A 26048-nucleotide genomic window follows, 5' to 3' on the forward strand; every position below is an offset into this window, starting at 1 on the left:
GCATCCCGTACGACCCGGAAAGGAGGCCTCGATGCCGGACCACTCTGTGATCACCGCCGAAGCCATGGCCTCGGCCGCCCTGAACGACCCGCAGTTCCACGTCCCGGCACGGCCCAGGCTCCGGCGCGGGCTCTCCCTGCACCACACGCCCGAGGCCCTCGTCGTCGAGGGGACGCCCAAGAAGCAGCTGCTGCGCGGCGCCGCCGCCCGGGAACTGCTGCCCCGGATGCTCCCCCTGCTGGACGGCAGCCGCGGCCACGAGGACGTCGCCGAGTCCCTGGGCATCCCGGCCGGCACCGTCTTCAAGGCCCTCTCCCTGCTGTGGACCTGCGGTCTGATCGAGGAGGCCGCGTCCCCGGCGGCGGCCTCCAGGGCGGCGGCCGTGCCCGAGGCGCTCGCCGACTTCCTCTCCCGCATCGGCGACTCCACCGGGGCCAACCACGCCTGGGAGGAGGCGCTGGACCGGCTGGCCCGGGCCCGCGTCGAGGTCTTCGGCACCGGCCCCCTGGCCGACGCCGCCCGCCGCCACCTCGCCGACTCCCTCGTGGACACCGGCGGCGGAGGCGACAACGGCGGCGACCTCGCGCCGGCGCCCGGCACCACCCTCGTCGTCGCCGCCGGGCTCGACCCGGCCGGCTCCGCGGCGCTCGCCGCCTCCTGCGCCCGGACCGGCGTCCCGCTGATCCGGCTCGCGCTCACCGGCCGCACCGCCCACCTCGGGCCGTACGTCGACCTCGCCTTCACGCCCTGCCTGGCCTGCCGCACCGCGGAGGACCCGGCGGACGAACGGCCCCCGCTGCCCGGTGACGCCGAGCTGGCCGCCTCGCTCTTCGCCCGCGACCTGTTCGCGCTGCTCACGCGGAGCACGCCCAGCCCGCTGCCGTCCCAGTGGCGCACCGTCGACCTGGCCGACCTCTCCCAGCAGCGCCGCTCGGCCGCCACCCGGCCCGGCTGCCCCGACTGCTCGGCCGCCCCCGGCGACCCGGTCGCCCCGCCGCTCGCCGCGCGCTACGAGGCCGCGATCGCCTTCCCGCCCAAGGAGTACGCCGACGGCAAGGCCCACCAGGCCCACTACAAGCCCTCGAACATCGCCCTGCAGAACGACGAGAAGACCTGGCCCGTCGCGGCGGCCGTACCCCTCCCGGAACCCCCGCTCGAAGCGCTGCGCTCACCCGCGCCGGCGTCCGCGCCCGCTCTCCTCGACGACCGGACCGCCGCACTGCTCCTCGCCGTCACCGCGGGCCGCAGGGCCCTGCTGCCCGGCCGCGTCCAGCGGTGGACGGCGAGCGGCGGGAACATCGGCTCCGTCGTCGCCCACCTCGTCGTCCGTGACGTCCCCGGCCTGGAGCCCGGCGTCTACGGCTACGTGGCCTCCGAGCACCGGCTGGCCAGGCTCGCCGCCGACCCCGGCGCCGTCCCCGGCGAGGCGCCGCTGACGGTCGTCCTCACCGGCGACTTCACCAAGGTCGCCAAGAAGTACGCGGCCTTCGCCCTGCGCATCGTCCTGCTCGACGCCGGCTGCGCCACCGCCACGCTGCGCTCCGCGGCCACCGCGCTGGACCTGCCGTTCGCGATCCGCACCCGCTGGGACGACCTCGCGGTCGCCGCGGCCCTGGGGATCGACCCCGACCTGGAACCGGTCACCACCCTCGTCGACCTGGGAGGAGCCCCGTGAGCGCCCCGCACGAACTGGCCCTGGACATGCTGGCGTCCTTCCGCGAGCAGCGCGGCCCCGCCGCGGGCACGGCGCTCGCCGAACGCCCGCCGGCCGCACCCGCCGGAGCCGTACCCGCCGGAGCCGTAAGCACCGAGCCGGTGTCCGTCGGGTCGGTGCCCGCCCCGGCGGCGATCGGACCGGCCGTCACGGTCGAGCCGTACGCCCACCGGACCGTGCCCCACGACCTCCTGACCACCCTGGAGAACCGGCGCTCCCTGCGCGGCTTCTCCCAGGAGCCGCTGCCCGCCGGGCTGCTGGCCGGCATCATGGCCCGGACCCTGGACCTCGACGAGAGGGACGCGGACGACGCGGACTGCCCGCTGGAGATCACGGTCGTCGCCCACCGGCTGACCGGGGTCACCCCCGCCGTCCACCGCTTCGACGCCGCCGCGTCCACCTTCACCCCGGTGATGGAGCTGCCCACCGGAGCGGCCCGCTACGGACTGACGCTGCAGCCGGAGTTCTCCGACGCCGCCGCGATCGTCTCGATCGGAGTCCCGCTGGACGCCGCCGTCCACCGCCACGGCGCGCACGGCTACCGGCTCCTGCTCACCCGCGCCGGCTCCGCCGCGTACGCGATGTGGCTGGACGGCGTCGCCCACGGACTGGTCGGCAGCGTCTTCGCCGGCTTCATCCCGGCGGCCGTCCGCGGCCCGCTGCTCAGCGACGGAACGAGCCGCCAGCAGATCTTCGCGCTGGCCCTGGGCCTGCCGCCGGCCCCCTGAGACTTCCCGCCCCGACCGGGGGCGGGAGCCCTTACCCACCGCACGACACCTGAGGAGGTGCCTCGCATGGAGGACATCGAGCTGTACGCCGTCGACGCCGAAGAGCTGGCGATCGAGGAGCTCCCCGAGGGCAACGCCCTCGCGAGCTGGGCGTCCGCCGGTTCCGCTTCGACCGCGTCCTGCCCGGCGACGTCCGCGTCGTCCGTCAGCAGCGCGTCCACCTACGGGTGATCCGAAGCCCCCAGGCCGGCCCGCCCGGCCGTCCGCCCCGCACCGCACACCGGAAGGAGGTGAACACCATGGAGAACAACATCGAGCTCTACGTCATCGACGGTGACGAGCTGGCCATCGAGGAGCTTCCGGAGGGCAACGCCCTCGGCTGCTTCTTCTGCGCCGGATCCGCTTCGACCGCGTCCTGCCCCGGCACGTCCGCGGCCACCGCGTCGTCCGCGTCGACCATCGGCTGACCCCCGGTCAGCACCCGTACCAGAAACCGTTACCCGTAACGCAGAAAGGATTCCTCGATGAAGGACTTCGACGACCTCGAGCTGGACCTGTCCGCCGACGAGCTGGCCTCGGACGCCCTCGGCCTCGAGCCCCTGAAGGAGGGCGTCGCCCTCGGCACCTGGGCGACCGCCGGCACCGCCTCGTCGGCCTCGTGCCCGACGAGCACCGCCTCCTCCTCCGCGAGCGCCTCCAGCTTCGGCTGAGTCCGCCCGCGAGGTCGCCGGCACGACCGGCACCACCCGCACCACCCGCACCACCCGCACCACATCCACCCGGACCACCTGCGCGTCAGGTGGGCGAACGAAAGGAAGTGAACGCCATGAACGAGAACCTCGACAACGAGCTCGAGCTGTGGTCGGAGTCCCTCGACCTGGAGGTCCTCCAGGACGCCGTCAGCCCCGGCTTCACCACCGCCTTCTGCGGCGCCTGCGCCGGCTCGGCCAGCTGCCCCGTCGGCTGCGTCGGCTCGATGAGCAGCGTCTCCAGCCAGGGCGGCTGATCAGCGGCTCGGATCCCTGGGCTCCGGGGTGGTCCTAGTACCCCGGGGCCCAGGGCCCAAGCGCCGAACAGGCTCAGCCCGGTCCGCTTTTCCCGGACCGGACTGCACCAGACACGACCAGATTAGAGCCAGGCGGCCCGGCACGGTAGCGGACCGGCCGCCGCTGCGGAGGGAGGAACCGCGCCGTGGACACGTGCACCGCACCCAAGCTCCGGGAGGATCTGGAGATCATCCGGGGGATGGACGACCACCCCCTGATGTTCGATCCGAAGGGCGGGACCTACCACCGGCTGACCAAGTCGGCGGCGGCGCTGCTCCGCCAGTTCGACGGAGCGCACACGCTGGACGAGCTCTCGGCCCTGATGGCCGAGCGCCGGGGAGTACCCGCCGAGGGCGTCCGCGGAGAGCTCACCGCCTTCGTCGACGAGCTGAGCCGCAGCGGCCTCCTCGTCGGAACCGAAGCCGAACGGGAGCCCAAGAAGCGCGCCGGCGGCCGCTTCGGCACCAGCATGCTCATGCCCCGATTCGTCGTCACCCGCTCGCTGCCGAAGGTCCTCGAGCCCCTGGCCCGGCTGCTGCGCCCGGTCCCGGCCTGGCTGTCGGTCGGCGTCTTCGCCGGCGGCGGCCTCCTCGGCATCCTGCTCGGCCTCTACACGGTCCTGACCTCGGCCCCGCCGGCCAAGGACCTGCTGGGCACCGGAACCCTCGTCGCCATCGCGCTGATGTTCCTCCAGATCCTCGTGCACGAGAGCGCGCACGCCATGGTCTGCCAGGTGCTCAAGGTGCCCGTACGGGGCCTGGGAGTGGCGCTGCTCTTCTACTTCATGCCGCTCGCCTACGTCGACCGCACCGACGCCTACCGCGTCCGCTCCCGGGGCGGCCGGGTCCTGCTCGCCGTCGCCGGACCGCTCAGCGACGGCTGGTTCACCGGCGCCGCCGCCCTGCTCGTCCTCACCGCCGACGGGCCGGTCGCACAGGTCGCGGGTGCGCTGCTGATCTTCCAGATGCTCAACCTGGTCACGAACATCAACCCGATGCTCCCGAGCGACGGTTACGCGGCGCTGGAGGCCGGCTTCGGCCTCGTCGACGCCCGGGGCCGTGCCTTCACCCTGCTCAAGCACCGCCTGCTGGGCCGTCCGCTGCCGGGCTTCCTGGAGCGGATGCCGGCCCGCAGCCGCCGGCTGCACGTCACGTACGGCATCGTCTGCTGCGTCTACACCGTGGCGCTCGGCTTCTTCGTCGTCCAGTCGCTGATCTGGTCCTTCGAGCTGGTCGGACGGTCGCTGCCGTGACCGCTCCCGAGATCTCCGGACCGCTGCTGACCCGGGTGGGCGGACTGCCCACCGAGGCCCTGGACCTCACCGGGGCCGCCACCCGCAGCGCGATCGCCGAGGCCGCCGACGCGCACGCCGAACTGGAGCGCCGCCGCCCCGCCGTGGAGGACGCCTGCTTCCCGCTGGTGCCCCTCCTGGACGACGAAGTGCCCCTGCGGCGCCAGGTCCTGGCCGCCAAGCGGGCCGCGCACCGGCTGCGCGCGCTGCCGTGGGGCGACGAACTGCCCGCTCGGGTCGCCGAGCTGGCCGGGCCCGAGGCGGCCGCGGAGTTCCGCGGCTGGCAGCAGGCCGTACGGCTGCGCGACGAGACGGCCCGGCGGCTCGACGCCCTGCTCGCCGAGGACCGCGCGGCGGCCCCGGCAGCGCTCGCGGGCCACCTCGCCGATCCGGGCTTCGCCCGGGCCGCCGCCCTCGCCGCCCCCGACTGGCTGCGCCACGGCCGCCCGCGCCGCCGCCCGGCCGAGACCCGCAACCTGCGCACCCTGTACTCCTACGTGTCCCGCGCGGCGGTGAAGACGAGCCCGTTCTCCACCCTGACCACGGTCGGCGAGGCCGGCTCCGCCGCCACCCCCGCCGCTCACAGCTACGCCGCCACCGCTCTCGCGCAGCTCGCGCTGCGCTGTCTCGCTCGCGAGGCCGGGAGCGCCGGGCTGCTGCGGTACCGGCTCGCGCCGGTGCGGCCCGGTGGGTCGGACGCTCCGCGGGGGCTCGTGCTGCTGCCCGAGCCCGTCGCCGACGGCGGTCTGGCCTGGCGGCTCGACCGGGTCGTGGAGGCCGATCACGCGGCGCCCTGGCTGGCGGGCTTCGCGCCCGATGCCGAGCACTCCCTGGAGGAACTGCTGGCGGGCCTCGGCGGTCCGGACCCCTTCCGCCGGTTCCGGCGGCTCCTCGACACCGGGCTGATCGCACCCGTACCGCCCTGGCGGCGCGGCGACGATCCGGTGGGGGCGGTGGCGGAGCTCCTCGCGGGCAGTCCCCAGGACGGGGACGGGATCGCCGCCGAGGTACGGGAGTTGAGGGACTCGGCCGCCGCGCTCGCCGCCGCCGGCGAGGAGGAGCGCACCGAGACGCTCACCCGGGCCCGGCACACCGCCCGGCGCTGGGCCAGGCGGGCCGGTCTCGACCGGTTCGAGTCGGGGGAGGTGCTGTACGAGGACGTCGCGAGCGATCTCGCCCTGCCGCGACTCCTCGACGTGCCGGAGGTCCGCGCCGATCTGACCGAACTGGGCCGCCGCATGCGCCCGTTCGTCTTCCGTTCGCACCTCTACGACGTGCTCGTGGACCGTTTCACGGCCGAGTTCGGGCCGGGCGGGACCTGCACCGACGTGCTCGGGTTCCTCATGCGCGTCGCCGTCGACGGGGACGCGCAGCCCGACCTCGACAAGGCCTCCGTCGCCGACCGCGCCGAGCGGGAGACCGCGGGGGAGCGGGCCTGGCTGCCGGTCGGGCCGAGCAGCGCCCCGCCCGCGTCGGCGGTGCTGTTCCAGCTCGCCGCGAGCGGCCCGGAGGCCGTGCGCGCCGGCGACTACCGGCTGGTGGTCAACCAGTTCAACCCCGGTACGGGCGGGCTCGTGACCCGCTTCGGCGGGCTGCTCGGCGAAGGCTTCCGGGACCGGCTGCGTGCGCACGTCCGGGCCTGCTGGCCGGGCCGGACCTGCCGGGAACTCGTCCTGTGGACGGAGATCAACACGGCCCAGTCGCGGTCGGCCGGCCTGCTGCCGCCCCTGGTGCTGCCCGGCGAGGTCCCGGCGGACGAGGGCCTCGACCTGACCGACACCGTCCTCACCCACGACCCCGGCGAGGGGACCCTCGCGCTGCGCGACCGTGCCGGCGAGCCGGTCGGCCTCGCCTATCTCGGGCTCGTCCCGCCGCACCTCTTCCCGCCGTTCGCCCGGCTGCTCGCCGTACTCGCCGACCCGTGGGTCAACGGCTCGCCGCACTCGGACTACGTCCTGCCGTTCGGGCTCCAGGAGCGGCGGACCGAGGAGGTCGTGCCGTCGGCGCGCACCGGCTTCGGCCGCGTCACGGTCTCCCGCGCCTCGTGGGTCGTCCCGGCGGCCGCACTGCCCGTGCCGAGGCCGGGCGAGAGCGATGCCGAGACGGTGCTGCGCGCCGAGGAGTTCCGGCGCGCGCACGGCCTGCCGGAGGAGGTCTTCTGCCACCGGCTGACCGGCTTCGGGCCGGGGGAGCAGGGCACGGACCGCAAGCCGCTGTGGGTGTCGCTGACGTCACCGCTCTCGCTGTCCGTACTCGCCCAGTGGGCCGGTCCGGCCACCGGGCACCTGCGTCTGGTCGAGGCGCTGCCGGTCAGGTCCGCGCATCCGCTGCGGGACGCGGCGGGCGGCACGAGGGCCGCCGAGCACATCGCGCTGCTGCGTTGGCGGCGCCCGGAGGAGGAAGCATGAGCACGACCGTCCCCCGGCGGGACTGGTGGTACGTACGGGTCTATCCGGGTGGTCCCGGACTCATGGACGCCGCGGTCCGCACCCTGGCGCCGTGGCTGGCCGCGCAGGCCGGGCGGCTGGGCAGCGAGGACTGGTTCTTCATCAGGTACTGGGACGCCACCGGCCACCACCTGCGGCTGCGGCTGCGGGCCGGGGCCGACACGGTGGACGCGCTGCACGCCGTCGCCCGCGAGGAGCTGACCGCCCTGCTGGACACGCTGGAGGAGCGGCCCGAGGACTCCGTCGGCCTGCTGCCCGGCGCGCTGCCGCCCGGCTCGCCGGCGCGGGGCGTCACGCCCGCGCTGTACGCGCCGGAATCGGCCAAGTACGGCGGCCCGGACGGGGTGGCTCTCGCCGAGCGGATCTTCCGGCTGGACAGCGCGTTCTGCGCGGAGCTCGACCTCGCCGCGCTGCCCCGGCGCTACGAACGGGCCGCGCACGCCGTGCACTTCGCCCGGGCGCTCACCGCGCGGGTGCTGACCGAGGAGGAGCGGGACGTCTTCTGGGTCCGGCACCGCACCCGGTGGGGCTGGCAACTGCGCCTGGCCGCGGGCGGGGAGCAGCTCCGGCCGTTGCTCGGCACCGTCTCGGCGGGGGTACGGGCCCAGGGCGCGCCCGCGCCCGGTGTGCGGGAGCGCATCGACGCGCACGCCGACGCCATGGCCGAACTCCTGCTGCGTGCTCCCGGCTCACGGGACCATCAGGTGCTCCATCACCTGCACATGGTGATGAACAGGCTGGGCTTCCCGCCCGGCGAGGAAGCGGCGCTCGGCATGCTGGCGGGGCAGACCGCCAGGAAACCGGCGGCTGTCGCCGGTGCGGCGCCCGGATGAGAGGAACGGCTGTGACGACTCTGGCAGGCGACATGATCCTGCTCGCCTTCGACGAGGAGGGCGGCAGGCTTCCCGTCCGGCAGTCGCTGGCGCCGGCGGTGCGCGGTGCGCTGCTCGCCGAACTGCTCGACGGCGGCGCCCTGACGGACGAGGCGGGCACGGCCGGTGCCGTGGGCGAGGCGCCGCGGGACGCCGCGCTCCGGGAGGTGTGGGGGCGGATCTCGGCGGAGCCCGGCAGGAAGTGGCTGCACTGGGTCCGCAAGGACGGCCGCGCGTCGATCCACGAGGTGCTGCGGGGCCTGGAGAAGGACGGTCTGCTGGAGCGGAGCACCGGCCGGGTCTTCGGCGTCTTCCCGCTGGAGCGCGTCGCCCTCACCTCGACGGGCCTCACGGCCGCCGGGGAGGTCCGCGCCGCGGTGGCCGCGGCGGCCGAGACACCGGCCGCCGGCGCTGCCTCCGCGGGGGGCCGGGCCGCGCTGCTCGCCGGACTCGCGCACGCGGGAGGCCAGTTGGGCACGGCCCTGCCGGCCGACCGGCGCCGCGCGCTCAAGGACCGCCTGACGGCCCTGTCCGAGGCCGCCGCCCCGGTCTCGCCCGCGGTACGCCGGGCCGTCCAGGACCTCCAGGGCGCGGCCGTCTCGTAACGGCGCGAGCGGGCCGGGTCCGGGTCCAGGACGAGCCGGGTCCCGTGCGGCCGGATCCCGTGTGGGCCGGATCCCGGACGGGCCAGGTCCCGGACGGGCCAGGTCCCGTGCGGGCCGGGTCCAGGACGAGCCGGGTCCAGGATGGGCCGGGTCCAGGACGGGCCGGGTCCAGGACGGGCCGGGTCCAGGACGAGCCGGGTCCAGGATGGGCCGGGTCCCGTCCGGGCCGGATCCCGGACGGGCCGGACCCCGTGTGGTCCTGGTCCCGCGTGGTCCTGGTCCCGCGTGGTCCTGGTCCCGCGTGGTCCTGGTCCCGTGTGGTCCTGGTCCCGTGTGGTCCTGGTCCCGTGTGGGCCGGGGCCCGCCGCGGGTCGGTCTCGGGTGGCTGCGGGCGGCCGTCGTCTCGTGGCCGTCCGCGCCACCGGCGCCCCGGGTGCGTCAGATCCAGCCGCGCTCGCGTGCCAGGAGTGCCGCGTGCGGGCGGCTGGACGCGCCCAGGACGCGGAGGAGGTCGGCCACGTGACGCCGGTAGGTCCGTACCGACATGCCCAGGTCACGCGCGCCGATCTCGTCCTTGCCGACGTGGCACATGGACTTCAGGACCTCCCGCTCGGTCTCGGCGAGCCCGTCCGTGCACTCCTCGTCGTCCGCGGTGATCGTCGCCAGGTCCGTGGCCTGGCACCAGATCTTCTCGAAGAGGGCGAGGATTCCGGAGACGAGGCCGGTCTCCTGGGCCACGAGGGCGCCCCGGGAGGTGTCCTCGGGGTCGATCGGGACGAGCGCGGTGCGGCGGTCGTAGACGAGGACGCGCTCCGAGAGGTCCTCCGCCACCCGGATCTGCGCGCCCTTCGCGGTGAGCTCCCGCAGGTAGCCGACGGTCAGCGGATCTGCGAGGGCCTCCTGGAGGACCACGCTGCGGAGCCGGACGCCCCGGCTGAGACAGCGCAGGTCCAGCGGGCGGGCGTGCGCGATGTTCTCGGGTGTCAGCACCGTGTACGGCTCGACGGACAGGATCTCCTCGCGGGCGAAGAAGGCCAGGTCGTCGATCCGGCTGCGGATCTGTGCGACGTTCTCCATGCGTTCGACGGACTGCGTCGAGGCCAGCGCCGGACTCTGCTCGTCCCGCAGTTCGGCGACGAGGTGCCGGCAGCGGGTGACCTCCTGGAGCTCCTGGTGGAGTTCCCGCAGCCGCAGCTCGGTGAGCCGGTCCACGACGATCGCCGGGTCGGTCGGGCACACGGTCTGCCGGTCGGTCCCGTACAGCAGGCCGAGCTCGCGCAGCCGGTCCTGGGCGGTGGCGACGGCCTCGCGGTCGGCCCGTAGCAGCAGGTGGATGTCTCCGTCGGTGGTGTCAGGATTTCGCAGGAAGTGGCGGTAGATGCTCTCCTCCAGCTCGGAGAGCCCCAATACGCGCATGCCTGATTCCGCCATCTCGAGCCCCCGTAGCTCTGCGTGCACACCGGCGTCGCGCCGCCCCGCTGGTCAGGCGGTGGTGGCTGCGCGTCCGGATGATGGACTTCGGAGAGTAATCCCCGAGTAAACGGACGCCTACCGTAGGCATCCGGATGTGGCGGGCGTCACATTGCGCAGAGCGCCGTGATGGTGGTCGCCGGGTGGCCGCTCCACCCCTCCGGGGCGCGGGTTGACCCTCGGAGCGGCGGCGCATAGCGTCGCCGCGCTGGGGCGGGCAGGTGCTCAGGAGGTCGCGTGGTGGTGTCGGGTGGGGCGGAGCGGCTGACCGCCGACGGTGCTCCCTTCGCAGTTCAGGGCGGTGTGTACGTCGGCGGGCCGCGGACGCTGCGGGAGTTCGTCGAGGTCGTCTGGGCCTACGGGGACCGGGTCTTCCTCGTCTCCGAGACCGGGGAGACGACCTACCGGGAGTTCTTCGACGCCGCCTGCGGGCTCGCCCGGCGGTTCGTCGGCGAGTACGGGCTGCGCCCCGGGGACCGGGCCGTCGTCGTGATGCGGAATCTGCCCGAGTGGCACATCGCCTTCTGGGCCGCACAGCTCGCCGGGCTCGTCGCCGTGCCCCTCAACGCTTGGTGGACCGAGGACGAGTTCACGTACGCCCTCGACGACTGCGCGCCCGGCGTGCTGCTCGTCGACGGGGAGCGCGTCGCGCGGGTGCGGGGCTGGGCCGGCGAGCACGGGGTGCCCGGGATCGTCTTCGACGGGGAGGCCGAGGAGGGGTTCGTCGCGTACGTCCCCGACAGCGATCCGTTCCTCGGGCCGCCTCCCGTCGACGTCCTTCCCGAGCACGACTGCACGATCATCTACACCTCCGGCACCACCGGCCGGCCCAAGGGTGCCGTCGCCACGCACCTCGCGCAGGCCGGGGCCGCCATGAACCCCCGGTACTTCGCCGCCGCCGCGGCCCTCGCCCGCGGGGAGATCCCCGGGTCCGCGCCCGCGCCCGTCTCGCTCACCACCTTCCCCTTCTTCCACGTCGCCGCCTTCACCTCGTTCTACGCCGTGATGGCGGCCGGCGGCACGCTGGTGATGATGCGGAAGTGGGACGCGGGGGCCGCCCTCGAACTGATCCGCCGGCACCGGGTCACCCACTACGCCGGGGTGCCCACCACCGCGCTCCAGCTCCTCGAAGCCGCCCGCGCCACCGGCGACCCGCTGGAGAGCCTCGTCCTGCTCAGCACCGGCGGCGCCGCCGCCCCGCCCGGGATCGTCGCCGGGATCACCGCCTCGTACGGCGAGCGCGTCGAGCCCCGCAACGGCTACGGGCTGACCGAGACCTGCGGCGGCGTCCTGTCGAACATCGGGGCCGAGTACCGGGCGCATCCCGGCAGCGTCGGGCGCCCCTCGCCCACCACCGAGGTGCGGATCGAGCGGCCCGACGGGAGCGGGGTGGGGGAGCTCTGGCTGCGCGGGCAGTCGCTCATCCGCGGGTACTGGGGGAACGAGGCCGCGACCCGGGCCGCGTTCACCGACCACGGGTGGTTCCGGACGGGGGACCTCGCGCGGGTCGACGAGCAGGGGCGCGTCAGCATCGTGGACCGGCTCACCGACATGGTGATCCGCGGCGGCGAGAACGTGTACTGCGTCGAGGTCGAGAGCGTCCTGCACGAGCACCCGGACGTCGCCGACGCCGCCGTGCTCGGCATGCCGCACCCGGTCCTCGGTGAGGAGGTCGTGGCCGTCGTCCGGCTGCGCCCGGGGGCCGGTGCCGGGTTCGACGTGGAGGCGCTGCGCGCCCACGTCGGCGCGCGCCTCGCCGCCTTCAAGGTGCCCGCCCGGGTCCTCGTACAGCAGGGGGAGCTGCCGCGGAACCCGACCGGGAAGATCCTCAAGCGGGAGCTGCGGACGCTCTTCAGCCGCGTGTGACGCGGACGCGGTACGAGCCGTCCGGCTCCTCGGCCAGGACGCTGATCCGGATGCCGTTCGCCCGGTCCGTGAACGTCTCGCCCGGGCGGTACGGGGCGTCCGAGAGCTCCGCGTGGACGTTCGGGCGCCGGGTGCAGCCGCCGCTGGAGCGGTCGCTGTCGGACACGGTCACCGGGCCGTGGCCCGTGTCCACGTCGGACTCGACCCGGTAGACGAGGACGCCCTGCTCGCAGACCGCCTCGTCGTTGCCCTCCTTGCTGCGCACCTCGACCGCGTACCCCGAGGTGCCGGAGAGCGGGACGAAGGTGAGCTTGGGGCCGCCGGCGACGGCGAGCGGGGTGAGGGAGTAGTCGGTGGAGCCGGGGCCGGAGGCGCAGTTGATCTGGTCGTTGTCGAGCCAGCCCAGCTTCCACTTGTGCCAGCCGAGCAGGTCGTTGTTGGCTCCCCAGTCCTCGGACATGATGTCCCAGTGCCCGACCGTGCCGCCGCCGTCCGAGGTGTAGAGGTCGGGCAGGCCGAAGACGTGGCCGTTCTCGTGGGGCAGCACCCGGTAGCCGGTCTCGGCGAAGCTGCCGGAGCCGTCGTCCTGGCGGCTGTAGACGAAGGACGTGTTGGCGAGCGGCACGCCGTCGGCGTAGGGGGCGTCGTCGTTCCCGGAGAAGGTCACGGAGAGGACGGTGTCGAGGGCGGACGGCCCGGCGTTCGGCGTGGCGAGGACGTTGACCAGGTCGTAGGCGCTGAAGTCCACCGTCGCGTCGGCGGCCTTCACGATGTCCTCGACGAGGGAGCGGTACCCCGGCTCGTACGGTGAGCCGCGCTCGATCCCGTACTCGGAGAACGGGCGGGGCATCCGGAGCCAGTCGGTCATCGGGACCTCGGCCTGGTACTTCAGGCGCCCGTACGAGCTGGTGTGGAACCAGTCGGAGGTCTGCGGGAAGAACTCGCGGAACCGGCTCATCGCGGTGCCCTCGCCGACGGCGTCGGGGAAGTCGACCATCAGGGTGAGTGCCCTGACGTGGCCCGTGGAGCGTACGTATCCGGGAGCGGTGGGCAGCCCCTCCGACATCTGCACGCCCATCGTGGTCGCGATCCGGCACGGGCCGAGCTGCGCGCCGCTCGGCGCGGCGGCCACGGGGCCGGCCGAGGCCGGGGCGGGGTCGGGGAGCGTCGTGCTCGCGGAGGCGAGCAGAGCGAGGGAGAGGGCCGTGGTCGCCGCCAGCGCGACCGGCCTGCGTATCCGTCGGCGGGGGTGCTGCATACGGGCGCCTCTCCGGTGGGGGCAGGTCTGCGGCACGGATCTCCTGCGGGGGAGACCGGAGATCCGTGCCGTGCGATCAGCCTGTGGCGAGTGGCTCCGGTGCGCGCGCCGGGTGGACCGATCGGGTCGGTGCCGGGCGTGGCGCGGGGTGTTCCGGCGGCATTCCGCGCCGCGCGTGGTACGTGACCCAGGTCACATGGGGCTCGGGAAATAACCGGGGGCTCCGTCCCCGTTTAAACCTGTGTTCTGCGAAGTGGGGAGTCTGTCCCCGGATCGCTTCCGGATCGCTCCCGGATCGCTCGGGATCGCTCCGCATCGTTTCGGCCGCATCGGAAGAAGAAGCTGAGGAGGTTGTGGCGTGACCAGCACCCCGGACACCGCGCCCGTCCGCCGCGTACCCCGCCCGCGCGCCGACGCCCTGCGCAACCGCGAGCGGATCGTGACGGCGGCCCGCGAGATGTTCGTCGAGTTCGGCCCCCAGGTGCCGTACGACGAGGTGGCGCGGCGCGCCGGCGTCGGGAACGCCACGCTCTACCGCAACTTCCCCGAGCGCGTCGATCTCGTCCGCGAGGTCGTCCTCTCCCTCATGGCCCGCGTCGCCGAGATCGCCGAGCGTGCCGCCGAGGAGGAGTCCGACACCTTCGCCGCCCTCCGCCGCTTCACCCACGCCGCCGCCGACGAGCGCATCGGCGCCCTGTGCCCGATGCTCGACGGGGCCTTCGACAAGGACCACCCCGATCTGACCGTCGAGCGCGAGCGTCTGGAGGAGGCCGTCGAGGGCCTCGTCGAGCGGGCGCAGCGCGCCGGCCGGCTCCGCTCCGACATCGGCGTCGGGGACCTGATGGTGGCGGTCTCGCAGCTGACCCGTCCGCTGCCCGGAACGGCCTGCGTGAACTTCGACCAGTTCGTCCACCGCCATCTGCAGCTGTTCCTCGACGGCCTGGAGGCGCCCGCGCGCTCCGAGCTGCCGGGTACGGCCGCGACGCTGGAGGACCTGCGGCGCGACTCCTGCGGGCGGTCGTGACCCTCCCGGACCCCCGTCGTTCCCGTCCCGGACCTCCTTCCTGAACCCCGCCCTGAACCGCTTTCCGAACCGCCTTCCTGACCTCCCCTCCTGACCTCCCCCTTTCACGTCTTCCACGTCCCTTTTTCACCTGTACGCGCCAAGAGGTGGCTACCCCCATGTCCAAAATCCCCGCGAGCTCCGCGAGCCAGGCCGTGGCCGACCCCGGCCGCTGGAAAGCGCTCGTCTTCATCGCCCTCGCCCAGCTGATGGTCGTGCTCGACGCGACGATCGTGAACATCGCGCTGCCCTCCGCCCAGCAGGACCTCGGGATCTCGGACGGCAACCGGCAGTGGGTCATCACGGCCTACGCGCTCGCCTTCGGCGGTCTCCTCCTCTTCGGCGGCCGTATCGCCGACCTCTGGGGCCGCAAGCGGACCTTCGTCGTCGGCCTGATCGGCTTCGCCGCCGCCTCCGCCCTCGGCGGCGCCGCGACCGGCGAGGCGATGATGCTCGGTGCCCGCGCGCTCCAGGGCGCCTTCGGCGCGCTCCTCGCGCCCGCCGCGCTCTCGCTGCTCGCCGTGACCTTCACCGACGCCAAGGAGCGGGCCAAGGCCTTCGGCATCTACGGCGCGATCGCCGGTGGTGGCGGCGCCGTGGGTCTGATCCTCGGCGGCTTCCTCACCGAGTACCTGAACTGGCGTTGGACCTTCTTCGTCAACATCCCGTTCGCGATCGTCGCCGCCGTCGGCGCGTACCTGGTCATCCGTGAGCCCGCGGGCGGCCGCAACCGCTCCACGCTCGACATCCCCGGCGTGATCCTGTCCACCCTGGGCCTGGTCGCCCTCGTGTACGGCTTCACCCGCGCCGAGTCCGAGGGCTGGAGCGACGCCGGCACCGTCGGCATGTTCGTCGGCTCCGCCGTGCTGCTCCTCGCCTTCGTCCTCACCGAGGCGAAGGTGAAGTCCCCGCTGCTGCCTCTGCGCGTCCTGACCGACCGCAACCGCGGCGGTGTCTACCTCTCGCTGGGTCTCGCCGTCATTTCGATGTTCGGCCTCTTCCTCTTCCTGACCTACTACCTCCAGGTCGTGAAGGGCTACTCGCCGGTCATGACGGGCTTCGCGTTCCTCCCGATGATCGCGGGCATGATCATCGGCTCCACGCAGATCGGTACGCGGCTGATGACCCGCGTCCCGCCGCGCATGCTCATGGCCCCGGGCTTCCTGACCGCCGGTCTCGGCATGCTGCTGCTCACGCAGCTGGAGGTCGGCACCTCGTACGCCGGTCTGATCCTGCCCGCGCAGCTGCTGCTGGGTCTGGGCATGGGCACGGCGTTCATGCCGGCCATGTCGCTCGCGACGCTCGGCGTGGACCCGCGGGACGCCGGTGTGGCCTCCGCGATGGTCAACACCTCGCAGCAGGTCGGCGGCGCCATCGGTACGGCCCTGCTGAACACGATCGCCGCCTCGGCGACCACCGCCTACCTGACCGACCACGCGGCGGGCGCGACCACCCCGGCCGCCCAGAAGCTGCTCCAGCTCCAGGGCATGGTCGAGGGCTACACCGCGGCCATCTGGTGGGCCGTCGGCATCCTGGTCGTCTCGGCCGTGATCGCGTTCACCCTGATCACCACGGGCAAGCCGGACATGGGCGTCGTCGCCGGTTCGGGTGCGGGCGCGGACGACGAGGTGAAGGTGCCGGTCATCGCCCACTGACCCCGTACCGCTCCTGGCGCGTCCTGCCCTGGTTCCGCGAGCCCCGTGCTCAGCGGAGCCAGGGCAGGTCCGCGTCCGGGCCCGAGGGTTCGAGGCCCTCGGCCATCACGCGCATGATCTCGCCGAGCTGTGTCATCTGGTCGGCGGAGAGCCGGTCGAACATCGCCTGGCGCACGGCCGCCACATGGCCGGGCGCGGTGCGGCGCAGGACGTCCATCCCCTCGTCCGTGAGCCGCGCGAACTGGCCGCGCTTGTCGGAGGGGCAGTTCTCGCGCCCCACCCAGCCGTTCTTCTCCAGGCGGGCGATCGCGTGCGAGAGACGGGAGCGGGTGATCTTGGCGCTCTTGGCGAGCTCGGTCATCCGCAGCCGCCGGCGGGGCGCCTGGGAGAGCTGGACGAGCAGTCCGTAGTAGACGTGCGGCATCCCGGCGTCGCGCTGCAACTGGCGGTCGAGGTGATCCTCCAGGAGCGTGGTGGCGTGCAGGTAGGCGCGCCAGGTGCGCTGTTCCTCGTCGGTGAGCCAGCGCGGTTCGGTCATGTCTCCCATGGGTCCCATCGTACGACTCGTTCTTGAAAGTTGAACTAGATACGTTTACTCTGCAGATATTGAGCTTGAACTTTCAATGACTCGGTCCCGTGGGTCGGGTGGACTCGATGACCGAACAGGCCGGAGGTCGCAGCATGGACGCCACGCTCGAACGGATGCCCGCCCTCTACCTCTCCCACGGCGCTCCGCCGCTCGCCGACGACCCCGTCTGGCCCGGCGAACTCGCCGCCTGGTCCGCAGGCCTCCCCCGCCCCAAGGCCATTCTGATGGTCTCCGCGCACTGGGAAGAGGCCCCGCTCGCCCTCGGCGCCACCGAGACCGTCCCGCTCGTCTACGACTTCTGGGGCTTCCCCGAGCACTACTACCGCGTCCGGTACGAGGCGCCCGGCGCCCCGCAGCTCGCCGAGGCCGTCCGCAAGCTGCTCCGCGCGCCCGGCACACCCGTCCAGGACATCCCCGACCGCGGGCTCGACCACGGCGCCTACGTGCCGCTCGTCGAGATGTTCCCGGGCGCAGACATCCCCGTGCTCCAGATCTCCATGCCCACCCTCGACCCGCGCCGGCTCATGGACATCGGGCGCAGGCTCGCCCCGCTGCGCGACGAGGGCGTCCTGATCGTCGGCAGCGGCTTCTTCACCCACAACCTCGCCGCCCTCCGCCACACCGGCGGCGGCGTGCCGGGCTGGTCCGCCGAGTTCGACGACTGGGGGCACCGCGCCCTGGAGGCGCAGGACGTCGACGCCCTCCTCGACTTCGCGCACAAGTCCCCCGCCGGACGCCTCGCCCACCCGCGTACGGAGCACTTCGCCCCCCTCTTCGTCACCATGGGCGCGGCGGACGCGGCCGGCGACCTCGACGCCGAACGGTCCGTGATCGACGGCTTCTGGATGGGGCTCGCCAAGCGGTCCGTCCAGTTCGGCTGAGGTCCCGGCCCCTCAGAACACCGGCGGGTTGAGCTCGATCGAGCGGGCCGCGGCGGCCAGTGCGAGCGGGTCGCCGACGTCGAGCGCCGTGTCGGTGAACTTGATCGTGTGGTCGTCGCCGTGCGCCGCCGCCCGCTCGAAGACCTCCTCGGCGGTGAGGGCGGTCCTCGCGTACGGGGCGGACTCGCGTGGGGTGTGGGCCTCGTGTGGGTTGTGGGCCTCGTGTGGGGTGTACGCCGCCGTCACCGCGGCCGCCGCCGTCCAGGCCGCCGCCAGGCTCGGCGCCCACAGCTCGCGGGGGAGGGCGGGCAGCGCGCGGAGGACCGCGTTCGGTGCCGTCGCCGCGTGGACCAGCATGACCGGCTCGCCGTGGCCGTGCGTGGCGTACCGGCGGGTCGCCGCCGCCACCAGCTCCGTGAGCAGCGCCTTCGCCGTGTCCGGGTCCGGGGCCGCGCCCCACCGAGGGAACGCCGTCAGCTGGTCGAGCCGGTGCCGGATCCCGCCCTCCTGCTCCGGGACGGGCGGTACGGCGTCCAGGGCGGCCGCCGCGCTCGGCGCCACGGCCAGCGGGGCGAGCGGGGGCAGCGGCTGGTGGCGGGCCGCCCAGTAGCCGAGCGCGTGCGCCAGCTCGGCGCGGCGGGGTGCCGTCTCCGGGGAGGTCAGGAGCGTCCGTACGGCGTGACCGGTGCGGATCGCGGGGTGCGTCGCCCCGGCCGCGATCCCGGGGAGCAGCCGGGGCCACCACTCGGCGAGGACCTCGCGCCACGGGCGGGCCTCGGGCCCGTCGAGCTCCCGCGCGAAGAAGCGCGTCCAGTCGGTGATCCGGGACGGGTCGCCGAGCGCTTCACGCCAGTCGTCCGCCGTGACGGGGCGCCGCGCGGGCGGCAGCTCCTCCAGCTTGTGCGCGTAGCGGTCGAGCCAGCGGTGCACGGTCCGGGCCTGGCCGTTGCGGACGAGCGCCTCGACGGCCATCGGGGCGTGGTTGGAGAGCCAGCCGTGGCGTTCGGGGCCGGAGGCGTGGAGGCGTTCGAGGGCCTCGTCGAGGGTGCCGGTCGTGTCGGCGCTCTGGTCGCCGCGCGTGTCGTCGCTCATGCCGCCGACGCTAGGGCGGGGAACCGCGGGGCGTAACGGGCTCGGGACCTAGACCGCGGGTCCGGGACCCGGCTAGGACTTCCGGTCGAGTGGTCGAGTGGTCGAGTGGTCGAGTGGTCGAGTGGTCGAGTGGTCGAGTGGTCGAGTGGTCGAGTGGTCGGGGTCGAGTCGTCCCGAGTCTTCGGCGCGCGCAACCCGAGCGCCCGCGACCGCGTCTGAAGGGATGGCGCCGCATGTGATCGCGATCTCACCGACAGCGTGGTCGGAGCCCCGCGAGCGGCGCCGCATCACCCTCCGTGCCCGGTCTGACCTGCACCTCCGTGGGTTCCGTCGGCATGCCCGAAGGGGCGGCGGCCGCGCAGGATACTGCATGATCGCGAAAATCCATGTGCCGGGTGGGAATTCTGTCCTGATTCCAGTCGTTGTTTCCGTCGGATGCAGGGCACCCGAGAGGGTGTCGCGACCTACTCAGCAAGGGAGCACGCATGGCAACCCGTGCCGTCGCCCGTCGTCAGACCTCCGCCAAGAGCGGGGCGAGCCGGGCCAGCAGCGTTCGCGCCGTGGGCGGGGACATCGCCGACCGCGACCTGGTCGGCATGTACCTCGACGAGATCGCGCGTACACCCCTGCTCGACGCCGCCAAGGAGGTCGAGCTCTCCCAGACGATCGAGGCGGGCGTGTACGCCCAGCAGATCCTGGACGGGGAGATGGAGAGCGAGGCGGGCGGCGCGGCCCGCGAGGAGCTGGAAGCGCTGGTCGCCGAGGGCGAGCGGGCCAAGGACCTCTTCATCAAGTCCAACCTGCGGCTCGTGGTGGCCGTCGCGCGGCGCTACCCGCGCAGCGGTCTGCCGCTGCTCGACCTGATCCAGGAGGGGAACGCGGGCCTGGTGCGCGCGGTCGAGAAGTTCGACTACGCGAAGGGCTTCAAGTTCTCCACGTACGCGACCTGGTGGATCCGGCAGGCCATCACCCGGTCGATCGCCGACCAGTCCCGGACGATCCGGCTCCCCGTCCACCTGGTGGAGGAGCTGGGCCGCATCCGGCGCGTGCAGCGCGAGTTCAACCGGGAGAACGGCCGGGAGCCCGAGCCCGCCGAGATCGCGACGGAGCTCGGCTCGACGCCCGAGCGGGTCACCGACGTCCTGGACTGGGCGCGCGACCCGGTCTCGCTGAACATGTCGGTGGACGACGAGGGCGAGACCCAGTTCGGCGACCTCCTGGAGGACACGTCGGCGATCTCGCCCGAGCAGTCGGTGCTCACGCTGCTGCGCAGCGAGGAGCTCGACGACCTGATCGCCAAGCTCGACCACCGCACGGCCTCGATCATCCGTATGCGGTACGGGATCGAGGACGGGCGCGAGCGGACCCTGACGGAGGTGGGCAAGCAGCACGGCCTGACGCGCGAGCGGATCCGCCAGATCGAGAAGCACGCCCTGCTGGAGCTGAAGAAGATGGCCCACGACACGGGCTTCGACGCCGTGGCGTAGGCGCCGGGAGTCCGGGTTCGGACGGTGAGGGGGCGGACGGCCGCGGAAGCGGGCCGCCCGCCCCTCGTCGCCTCCGGCGGTCGCGGTCGCGGTCGCCGGTCTACGGTCGCGTCGACGCGGCCAGGCGGGTCGCCAGCTCGTCCACGTAGCCGTGGAGGGCCGGCGGGCCGTGGATCGTGAAGGGGGCGTCCACCAGGGCCAGACGGAGCGCCAGCCACTCGACGGAGTCGGTGGAGCGGGTGCGGAGGCGGCAGGTCGTCGGACCCGTCGCCGTCGGGACCAGATGGGACGGGAGCCGGGCCGTCACGAAGTCCGCCGGCGCCTCGAAGGCGACGTCGAGCTCCAGCTCGGTCTGGGCCCGGGACATGGAGCGGAGCAGAAGCTGCGCCGCGTCGCCCGCCGGCAGCTCGCGCGGGGTGAAGCGGGCGCCCGTCGCGAGCGGGTCGCTCACCCGGTCGACCCGGAAGGTCCGCCAGTCCTCGCGCCCCAGGTCGTACGCGACGAGGTACCAGCGGCGCCCGGTCGAGACCAGGCGGTACGGCTCGACCAGCCGCTTCGTCTCGGCGCCGTCGCCCGCCCGGTAGCCGAAGCGCAGCTTCTCCCGGCCCGTGACCGTGCCCGCCAGGGCCGTCAGCGTGGCGGGCGCGACCGTGGCACCGTCGCCCCTGGTCAGCGGCAGCGTCGCGTTCTGGAGGGTCGAGACCCGGTGGCGGAGCCGCGCGGGCAGGACCTGCTCCAGCTTCGCCAGGGCACGTACGGAGGCCTCCTCGACGCCCTCGATGGCGTGCCCGGCGCCGGCCCGCAGGCCGACCGCGATCGCGACGGCCTCCTCGTCGTCGAGGAGGAGCGGCGGCATGGCCGTGCCGGCGACGAGGCGGTAGCCGCCGACCGCTCCGAGCGTCGCCTCGACCGGATAGCCGAGGTCACGGAGGCGGTCGATGTCCCTGCGGATGGTGCGCGGGGAGACCGAGAGCCGTTCGGCGAGCTCGCTGCCGGGCCACTCGCGCGGGGTCTGCAGGAGCGACAGGAGATTCAGGAGTCGTACCGGGGTGTCCGTCATGTTTTCCAGGATGGAGGCCATCTAGGACATCATTTGGCCTAGATGGCTTCTATCTTCCTCGTATGAGTTCACACGAAGCCGTCACGGATGCGGCCCCCACGGACACGAGCGACAAGAGGCGGTGGATCGCCCTCGCCATCGTGATGACGGCCGCCTTCATGGATCTGGTCGACGCCACGATCGTCAACATAGCGATCCCCAGCATCGAGCGTGACCTGGGCGCCTCCTTCGGGGCCATCCAGTGGATCACCGCCGGTTACGCGCTCGCCTTCGCGGCCGGCCTGATCACCGGCGGCCGGCTCGGTGACATCTACGGCCGCAAGCGGCTCTTCCTCCTCGGCACCGCCGGCTTCACGGTCGCCTCGGCGCTCTGCGGCTTCGCCGCCAACCCCGAGATGCTGGTCGCCTCCCGCCTCCTCCAGGGCACGGCGGCGGCGATGATGGTCCCGCAGGTCCTCTCGATCATCCACGTCACCTTCCCGGCGCACGAGCGCGGCAAGGTCTTCGGGATGTTCGGCGCCATCATCGGCCTCGGCGCCGTCTCCGGTCCGCTGCTCGGCGCGCTGCTCACGCAGTGGAACATCGCCGGTCTCGAATGGCGCCCGATCTTCCTGATCAACTTGCCGGTCGGCATCGCGGGCCTGATCCTGGGCCGGAAGTTCATCTCCGAGTCGAAGGCGCCGAAGGCGCTCCGGCTCGACATCGTCGGCATGCTCCTGGTGACGGCGGCGCTGCTGATGCTGATCTACCCGCTGACGCGCGGCCGTGAGCTGGACTGGCCGATGTGGGGCCACGCGATGATGGTCGGCAGCCTCTTCGTCTTCGGCGCGTTCGTCGCCTACGAGCGGTTCAAGACGCGGAAGGACGGCTCGCCGCTCGTCGAGCTGCCGCTGTTCAAGGTGAAGAGCTTCGCCGCCGGCATCGCCGTGCAGCTGACCTTCGGCATCGTGCTCGGCATCTTCTTCCTCGTCTGGACGATGTACATGCAGATCGGGCTCGGCTGGACCCCGCTGAAGGCGGGCGTCACCGGCGTGCCGTTCTCGATCGCGGTCTCCACGGCCGCCGGTCTGTCGGTCCAGAAGCTGGTGCCGCGCTTCGGCCGCAAGGTGCTCCAGGCGGGCGCGCTCACGATGATCGCGGGCATCCTCCTCTACTCCTTCGTGGCGGGCCGCTACGGGAGCGGGATCGAGCCCTGGCAGATGATCGCGCCGCTGGTCGTCATGGGTCTGGGCATGGGCCTGATCGTGGCGCCGCTGACGGACGCGGTCCTCTCGGAGGTGCCGAGGGAGCACGCGGGCTCGGCCTCGGGCCTGATCAACACGACGGGCCAGATGGGCAACGCGCTGGGCCTCGGCCTCGTGTCGGTCGTCTTCTTCGGCGTGATCGACGACCGGAACCTGGCGCAGGTCCCGACCGAGGTGAGTGCGGCCTTCACGGACGCCTTCCAGAACTCGCTCGGCTGGGCGGCGGTCGTGCTCGCCGGGATCTTCCTGGTGATGTTCGCCCTGCCGGCGAAGCCGAAGCAGCACCTGGAGGGCGGCGGCGAGCACGGCGACGAGGACGGCGACGACGCTCCGGATGCCGTCGGCAAGGAGCCGGTGCTGACGCACTGAGCCCCCGAGTGAGGAAGGGCCCTGGCCCCGGGAACCGTCCCGGGACCAGGGCCCTTCGCCGTGTCCGTCAGGTGAGGTCACGGGGGAGTCTGCTACGAGCTGCTGGCGCGGCTGCGGACGAGGCGCCGCTACCGCGCCGCCCACGCCGGCTCGCTCGCCGCCCGCGACCGGCTGCTCGCGCTGCCGGACCTGCCCGCTTCGTACCGCGAACAGACCCGCGCCAACAGGGGGTTCGCCCTGGAGAGGCTGGAAGAGGCCGGAGCCGGGGCCGGGATCGGAGCCGGGACCGAGACCGACGTCCCGGACACCGCCCCCGCTCCCGCCCCCGCGCTCACCTGACGGCGGGAGCGGGAGCGGGAGCGGGCGCAGGGGGCGGCGGCGGGCGTCAGCGGACCCGGGCGCGGGTCTCCATCGCCTCGCGGGCCGCGCGCTCGGACTCGTACACCTCGCACATGTGCCGGCCGTCCGGGGTCGCCGTGTGCTCGATCTCCCAGAGGCTGACCTCGCTGCCGTCGAGCAGCAGGAACTGGTGCTCGTAGAGGGTGAACCCGGCGTCCCGGCCCCCCTCTACCGCGCACTGCCGTCCGAAGGCCTGGGTGATGTGGTGGGCGAAGGCCAGGCGGAGCCGCCGGGCCGTCCGCTCGCCCGGCCGGTCCACGTTCTCCGCGCGGCGCAGGACGCGGCGCGCGTGGTCGGCGGAGTTGTCCGGTACGTACATCCGGGGCTGGGCGGGTATGGGGCGGGCGAGCAGGGCGCTCAGGAGCGCCATGTCCTCGTCGTCGTCACCGTCGAGGGCGGTGCCGTCGGACCGCTCCACCGTCCAGCCGGGCAGCGGGCCGGCCGGCAGGCGGGAGGCCGCGAGCCGGGCCTCCGACTCCTCGGTGTACAGCTCGTGCTGGTCGGAGCCGTCCCGTCCGGTGTTGTGCGTGAGCTCCCAGAGGCTGAGCGCGCTCCCGTCGGCGAGCAGATACGTATGGCGGTAGGTGGTCCGGTGCAGCGACGCGCTGTGGTGCGAGGAGTGCAGCGCGCTGGAGTGGGCGAGCGCCGTGCCGAGGCGCTCGACGGTGGAGTCGGGCAGGTCGAAGGAGTTGAGCGCCCGGCCGAGGAGCCGCTCAAGGTGCGTCTCGGTCGTCTCGTACGGATCGTGAGGATCCTGCGGATCGTTCAAGAGGGTCTCCAGGCCGTCGCCGCATGTCACTTGGTGCTTGCTAAACGTAGTCCCTGGGTCTGACATCGTGTCCTGGGTTCTGCAAAACGAAGGGCGTCCACCGGAAGTTCCCGCCGGTTTCTCCGTCAACTCCCTTGCGGTTACCGGGAGTACGTCGATGGAGGGCGGTCGTCAGCCGTTCGCGTACAGCTCGCCGTACGAGGGGAAGTCGCCGCCCGGGCCGCGCTGTCCGCCGGGGGCCGCGAGCAGCGCCCGGACGATCGCCCGGGTCACCAGGTCGGCGCCGGCCGCCAGGATCTCGTTCAGGGCGAGCGGACCCGGCTCCTCCGGAAGATCGTGCCGCCCGGTGGCGAGCGCGAAGACGGTGTCCCCGTCGTTCATCAGGTGCACCGGACGCACGGCGCGCGCGATGCCGTCGTGAGCCGTCCCCGCGACCTTCTGCGCCTGCGCGCGGGTGAGCACCGCGTCCGTGGCGACGACGGCGAGCGTCGTGTTCAGCGGGGGAGGGGCGCTCGCCGCCCGCGCCTCCGCGAGGCGCCGCAGAGCCGCCTCGTGCACCGCGGCCGGCGGGAGGGCGGGCCGCCCGGACCCGGGGGTGCCGCCCTCGAACCAGCTGCCGTACGGGACGCCCGTGGCCGGGTCGACGGCGGAACCGACCGCGTTCACCACGACCAGCGCGCCGACCGTGATGCCCGACGCCAGGACGGTGCTCGCCGTCCCGACGCCGCCCCGCAGGCCGCCGACGACGGCCCCGGTGCCCGCGCCGACCGCGCCCGTCTCCACGCGCGCGTGGTCCCCGCTCGCGTCGGCGGCCTGCACCGCCGCCCGCCCCGTCGCCGCGTCCGGCCGGGCCGAGAAGTCGCCGCCGCGCCCCAGGTCGAAGACGCAGGCGGCGGGGACGACCGGCACCACGTGGGACGGGTCGGGACCCACCCGCACGCCCCGGTGCCGCTCCTCCAGCCAGGCCATGACCCCGGAGGCCGCGTCGAGCCCGTACGCGCTGCCGCCGGTCAGGACGACCGCGTCGATCCGCTGGACCACGTTCCGGGGGTCGAGCGCGTCCGTCTCCCGCGTGCCCGGCCCGCCGCCCCGCACGTCCACGGCGGCGACGGCCCCGCCCTCCGGGGCCAGGACGACCGTGGTGCCGCTCAGCGCCCGGACCCCGGCCACGCGCGCGTGCCCCACGCGCACCCCGCTCACATCGGTGACGGCGTCCAGTGCTCCCGCTTCCCGGGCGCCCGCTTCCTGGGGATGTGTCATGTCCCCTGCCTACCACGCGGCTTGGCTCAGCGCTTGGGGCCGAGGTAGGTGCCGCCCGAGGCGTCGATCACGGTCCCGGTGATCCAGCGGCCGTCCTCGGAGGCGAGGAAGGCGACCGGGTCGGCGATGTCCTCAGGCTGCCCGACCCACGGCAGCGCCTGGCCGCCGATCAGCATGCCCTCCAGCTCCGGCATCGCCGCCATGGCGGCGGTGAGTCCGGCCGTCTGGGTCGGGCCGGGCGCGACCGTGTTGACGGTGATGCGGCGCTCCCCGACCACATTGGCGAGGGTGCGGGTGAGGGTCTCCATCGCCCCCTTCGTCATCGCGTACGCCAGTTCGTCGGCGAGGGCGATCCGGGTGACGGCCGAGCCGATGTTGACGATCCGGCCGCCGTCCCGCAGCACCGGCAGCAACCCCTGCACGAGGAAGTACGGCGCCCGGACGTTGACCGCGAAGAGCCGGTCGAAGAGCTCCGGCGTCTCGTCCCGGAGGTGCCCGCCCGAGCGGCTCTCGGCGGCGTTGTTGACAAGGACGTCGAGCACGGCATCCCCGGTGTGGGCGGCGAGCCCGGACCGTACGCCGTCGACGAGCGCGAGGACCCCGTCGTGCGTGGCCAGGTCGGCGCCCACGGAGAAGGCCCGGCCGCCGTCCCGCACGATCAGGTCCACGGTCTCCTGCGCGGCGGCGGCGTCCTGCCCGTAGTGCACGGCGACGACCATCCCGTCGGCCGCGAGGCGCCGGGCGACGGCCCGCCCGATGCCGCGCGACGAACCGGTGACGAGGGCGGTACGGGTGACGGGCTGCTGCTGCATGGCGGTCTCCTCGGGCTTGTCTCCGCTGCCGCCGGGGCGTTTCCCCGGGGCACGGAAGGAAGACTCGCGCC

The 26048-nt window shown here is 73.6% G+C and carries 24 protein-coding genes; 16 read left to right on the plus strand and 8 right to left on the minus strand.

Features of this window, described 5'->3' with window-relative positions; translation table 11 throughout:
• The first annotated feature begins 31 nt into the window (after nt 1-31).
• The 10 genes from ACF08F_RS23150 (at nt 32) to ACF08F_RS23195 (ending at nt 8703) form a co-directional block, all read left to right on the plus strand.
• Entirely contained in the window at nt 32-1675 is a 1644-nt protein-coding gene (locus ACF08F_RS23150) for a hypothetical protein (RefSeq protein ID WP_392300433.1), read from the plus strand.
• Nucleotides 1672-2442, plus strand: a complete 771-nt coding sequence (locus ACF08F_RS23155; protein ID WP_392300434.1) for a hypothetical protein — start codon at nt 1672-1674, stop codon at nt 2440-2442. The genes ACF08F_RS23150 and ACF08F_RS23155 overlap by 4 nt, the downstream gene beginning before the upstream one ends.
• A 66-nt stretch (nt 2443-2508) precedes the next feature.
• On the plus strand, nt 2509-2673 hold the full coding sequence (locus tag ACF08F_RS23160) for a thiocillin family RiPP (protein ID WP_107105427.1): 165 nt from the start codon (nt 2509-2511) through the stop codon (nt 2671-2673).
• Nucleotides 2674-2741: 68 nt separating this feature from the next.
• Nucleotides 2742-2909, plus strand: coding sequence for a thiocillin family RiPP (locus ACF08F_RS23165; RefSeq protein WP_189507939.1), 168 nt, complete (start codon nt 2742-2744; stop codon nt 2907-2909).
• A 57-nt stretch (nt 2910-2966) separates the two neighbouring features.
• A complete protein-coding gene (locus tag ACF08F_RS23170; RefSeq protein WP_392300435.1) occupies nt 2967-3152 on the plus strand; it encodes a thiocillin family RiPP in 186 nt (61 codons plus the stop codon).
• Between the two features lie 116 nt (nt 3153-3268).
• Nucleotides 3269-3448 carry a thiocillin family RiPP gene (locus tag ACF08F_RS23175; RefSeq protein WP_055642953.1) on the plus strand — a complete coding sequence of 60 codons (180 nt, stop codon included), beginning with the start codon at nt 3269-3271 and terminating at the stop codon, nt 3446-3448.
• A gap of 185 nt (nt 3449-3633) precedes the next feature.
• Nucleotides 3634-4740, plus strand: a complete 1107-nt coding sequence (locus ACF08F_RS23180; RefSeq protein WP_392300436.1) for a PqqD family peptide modification chaperone — start codon at nt 3634-3636, stop codon at nt 4738-4740.
• Nucleotides 4737-7187: a hypothetical protein gene (locus ACF08F_RS23185; protein ID WP_392300437.1), complete on the plus strand. Its 2451-nt coding sequence runs from the start codon at nt 4737-4739 to the stop codon at nt 7185-7187. The genes ACF08F_RS23180 and ACF08F_RS23185 overlap by 4 nt, the downstream gene beginning before the upstream one ends.
• A complete protein-coding gene (locus ACF08F_RS23190) occupies nt 7184-8059 on the plus strand; it encodes a lantibiotic dehydratase C-terminal domain-containing protein (protein ID WP_392300438.1) in 876 nt (291 codons plus the stop codon). Before ACF08F_RS23185 ends, ACF08F_RS23190 begins: the two co-directional genes overlap by 4 nt.
• Before the next feature lie 11 nt (nt 8060-8070).
• A complete protein-coding gene (locus ACF08F_RS23195; protein ID WP_392300439.1) occupies nt 8071-8703 on the plus strand; it encodes a GPP34 family phosphoprotein in 633 nt (210 codons plus the stop codon).
• A gap of 438 nt (nt 8704-9141) precedes the next feature.
• On the opposite strand, the gene ACF08F_RS23200 is transcribed toward ACF08F_RS23195, so the two are convergent.
• Nucleotides 9142-10134, minus strand: a complete 993-nt coding sequence (locus tag ACF08F_RS23200; RefSeq protein WP_392300440.1) for a helix-turn-helix transcriptional regulator — start codon at nt 10132-10134, stop codon at nt 9142-9144.
• A gap of 276 nt (nt 10135-10410) precedes the next feature.
• Here ACF08F_RS23200 and ACF08F_RS23205 point away from each other — a divergent pair, with 276 nt between their 5' ends.
• Nucleotides 10411-12039 carry a class I adenylate-forming enzyme family protein gene (locus tag ACF08F_RS23205; RefSeq protein ID WP_392300441.1) on the plus strand — a complete coding sequence of 543 codons (1629 nt, stop codon included), beginning with the start codon at nt 10411-10413 and terminating at the stop codon, nt 12037-12039.
• Here the strand turns inward: ACF08F_RS23205 and ACF08F_RS23210 are convergent.
• Complete coding sequence (locus ACF08F_RS23210; protein ID WP_392300442.1) at nt 12026-13297, minus strand: M6 family metalloprotease domain-containing protein; 1272 nt, start codon at nt 13295-13297, stop codon at nt 12026-12028. The genes ACF08F_RS23205 and ACF08F_RS23210 overlap by 14 nt on opposite strands.
• Before the next feature lie 358 nt (nt 13298-13655).
• Between ACF08F_RS23210 and ACF08F_RS23215 the strand changes: the two genes are divergently transcribed.
• Nucleotides 13656-14321, plus strand: coding sequence for a TetR/AcrR family transcriptional regulator (locus ACF08F_RS23215; protein WP_392300443.1), 666 nt, complete (start codon nt 13656-13658; stop codon nt 14319-14321).
• Nucleotides 14322-14479: 158 nt separating this feature from the next.
• Nucleotides 14480-16015, plus strand: coding sequence for an MFS transporter (locus tag ACF08F_RS23220; RefSeq protein WP_392300444.1), 1536 nt, complete (start codon nt 14480-14482; stop codon nt 16013-16015).
• A gap of 49 nt (nt 16016-16064) precedes the next feature.
• Here the strand turns inward: ACF08F_RS23220 and ACF08F_RS23225 are convergent, their stop codons facing one another.
• On the minus strand, nt 16065-16571 hold the full coding sequence (locus ACF08F_RS23225) for a MarR family winged helix-turn-helix transcriptional regulator (RefSeq protein WP_392300445.1): 507 nt from the start codon (nt 16569-16571) through the stop codon (nt 16065-16067).
• A 125-nt stretch (nt 16572-16696) separates the two neighbouring features.
• Here ACF08F_RS23225 and ACF08F_RS23230 point away from each other — a divergent pair, with 125 nt between their 5' ends.
• On the plus strand, nt 16697-17485 hold the full coding sequence (locus ACF08F_RS23230) for a dioxygenase (RefSeq protein ID WP_392300617.1): 789 nt from the start codon (nt 16697-16699) through the stop codon (nt 17483-17485).
• Between the two features lie 12 nt (nt 17486-17497).
• Here ACF08F_RS23230 and ACF08F_RS23235 read toward each other — a convergent pair whose 3' ends face one another.
• Entirely contained in the window at nt 17498-18577 is a 1080-nt protein-coding gene (locus ACF08F_RS23235; RefSeq protein ID WP_392300446.1) for a questin oxidase family protein, read from the minus strand.
• Nucleotides 18578-19062: 485 nt separating this feature from the next.
• Between ACF08F_RS23235 and ACF08F_RS23240 the strand changes: the two genes are divergently transcribed.
• Nucleotides 19063-20064 carry an RNA polymerase sigma factor RpoD/SigA gene (locus ACF08F_RS23240; protein WP_392300447.1) on the plus strand — a complete coding sequence of 334 codons (1002 nt, stop codon included), beginning with the start codon at nt 19063-19065 and terminating at the stop codon, nt 20062-20064.
• Nucleotides 20065-20164: 100 nt separating this feature from the next.
• On the opposite strand, the gene ACF08F_RS23245 is transcribed toward ACF08F_RS23240, so the two are convergent.
• Complete coding sequence (locus ACF08F_RS23245; RefSeq protein ID WP_392300448.1) at nt 20165-21124, minus strand: helix-turn-helix transcriptional regulator; 960 nt, start codon at nt 21122-21124, stop codon at nt 20165-20167.
• 62 nt (nt 21125-21186) lie between these two features.
• Between ACF08F_RS23245 and ACF08F_RS23250 the strand changes: the two genes are divergently transcribed.
• The gene (locus tag ACF08F_RS23250) at nt 21187-22737 is read left to right on the plus strand and encodes an MFS transporter (RefSeq protein ID WP_392300449.1); all 1551 of its coding nucleotides are present in this window, start codon (nt 21187-21189) and stop codon (nt 22735-22737) included.
• Between the two features lie 385 nt (nt 22738-23122).
• On the opposite strand, the gene ACF08F_RS23255 is transcribed toward ACF08F_RS23250, so the two are convergent.
• The 3 genes from ACF08F_RS23255 to ACF08F_RS23265 form a co-directional block, all read right to left on the minus strand.
• Nucleotides 23123-23971 carry a DUF6227 family protein gene (locus ACF08F_RS23255; RefSeq protein WP_392300450.1) on the minus strand — a complete coding sequence of 283 codons (849 nt, stop codon included), beginning with the start codon at nt 23969-23971 and terminating at the stop codon, nt 23123-23125.
• A gap of 105 nt (nt 23972-24076) precedes the next feature.
• The gene (locus tag ACF08F_RS23260; RefSeq protein ID WP_392300451.1) at nt 24077-25165 is read right to left on the minus strand and encodes a P1 family peptidase; all 1089 of its coding nucleotides are present in this window, start codon (nt 25163-25165) and stop codon (nt 24077-24079) included.
• A gap of 26 nt (nt 25166-25191) precedes the next feature.
• On the minus strand, nt 25192-25977 hold the full coding sequence (locus ACF08F_RS23265) for an SDR family oxidoreductase (RefSeq protein ID WP_392300452.1): 786 nt from the start codon (nt 25975-25977) through the stop codon (nt 25192-25194).
• Nucleotides 25978-26048 lie beyond the last annotated feature (71 nt).

This window comes from Streptomyces sp. NPDC015130, assembly GCF_043080005.1.
Taxonomy (GTDB): Bacteria; Actinomycetota; Actinomycetes; order Streptomycetales; family Streptomycetaceae; genus Streptomyces.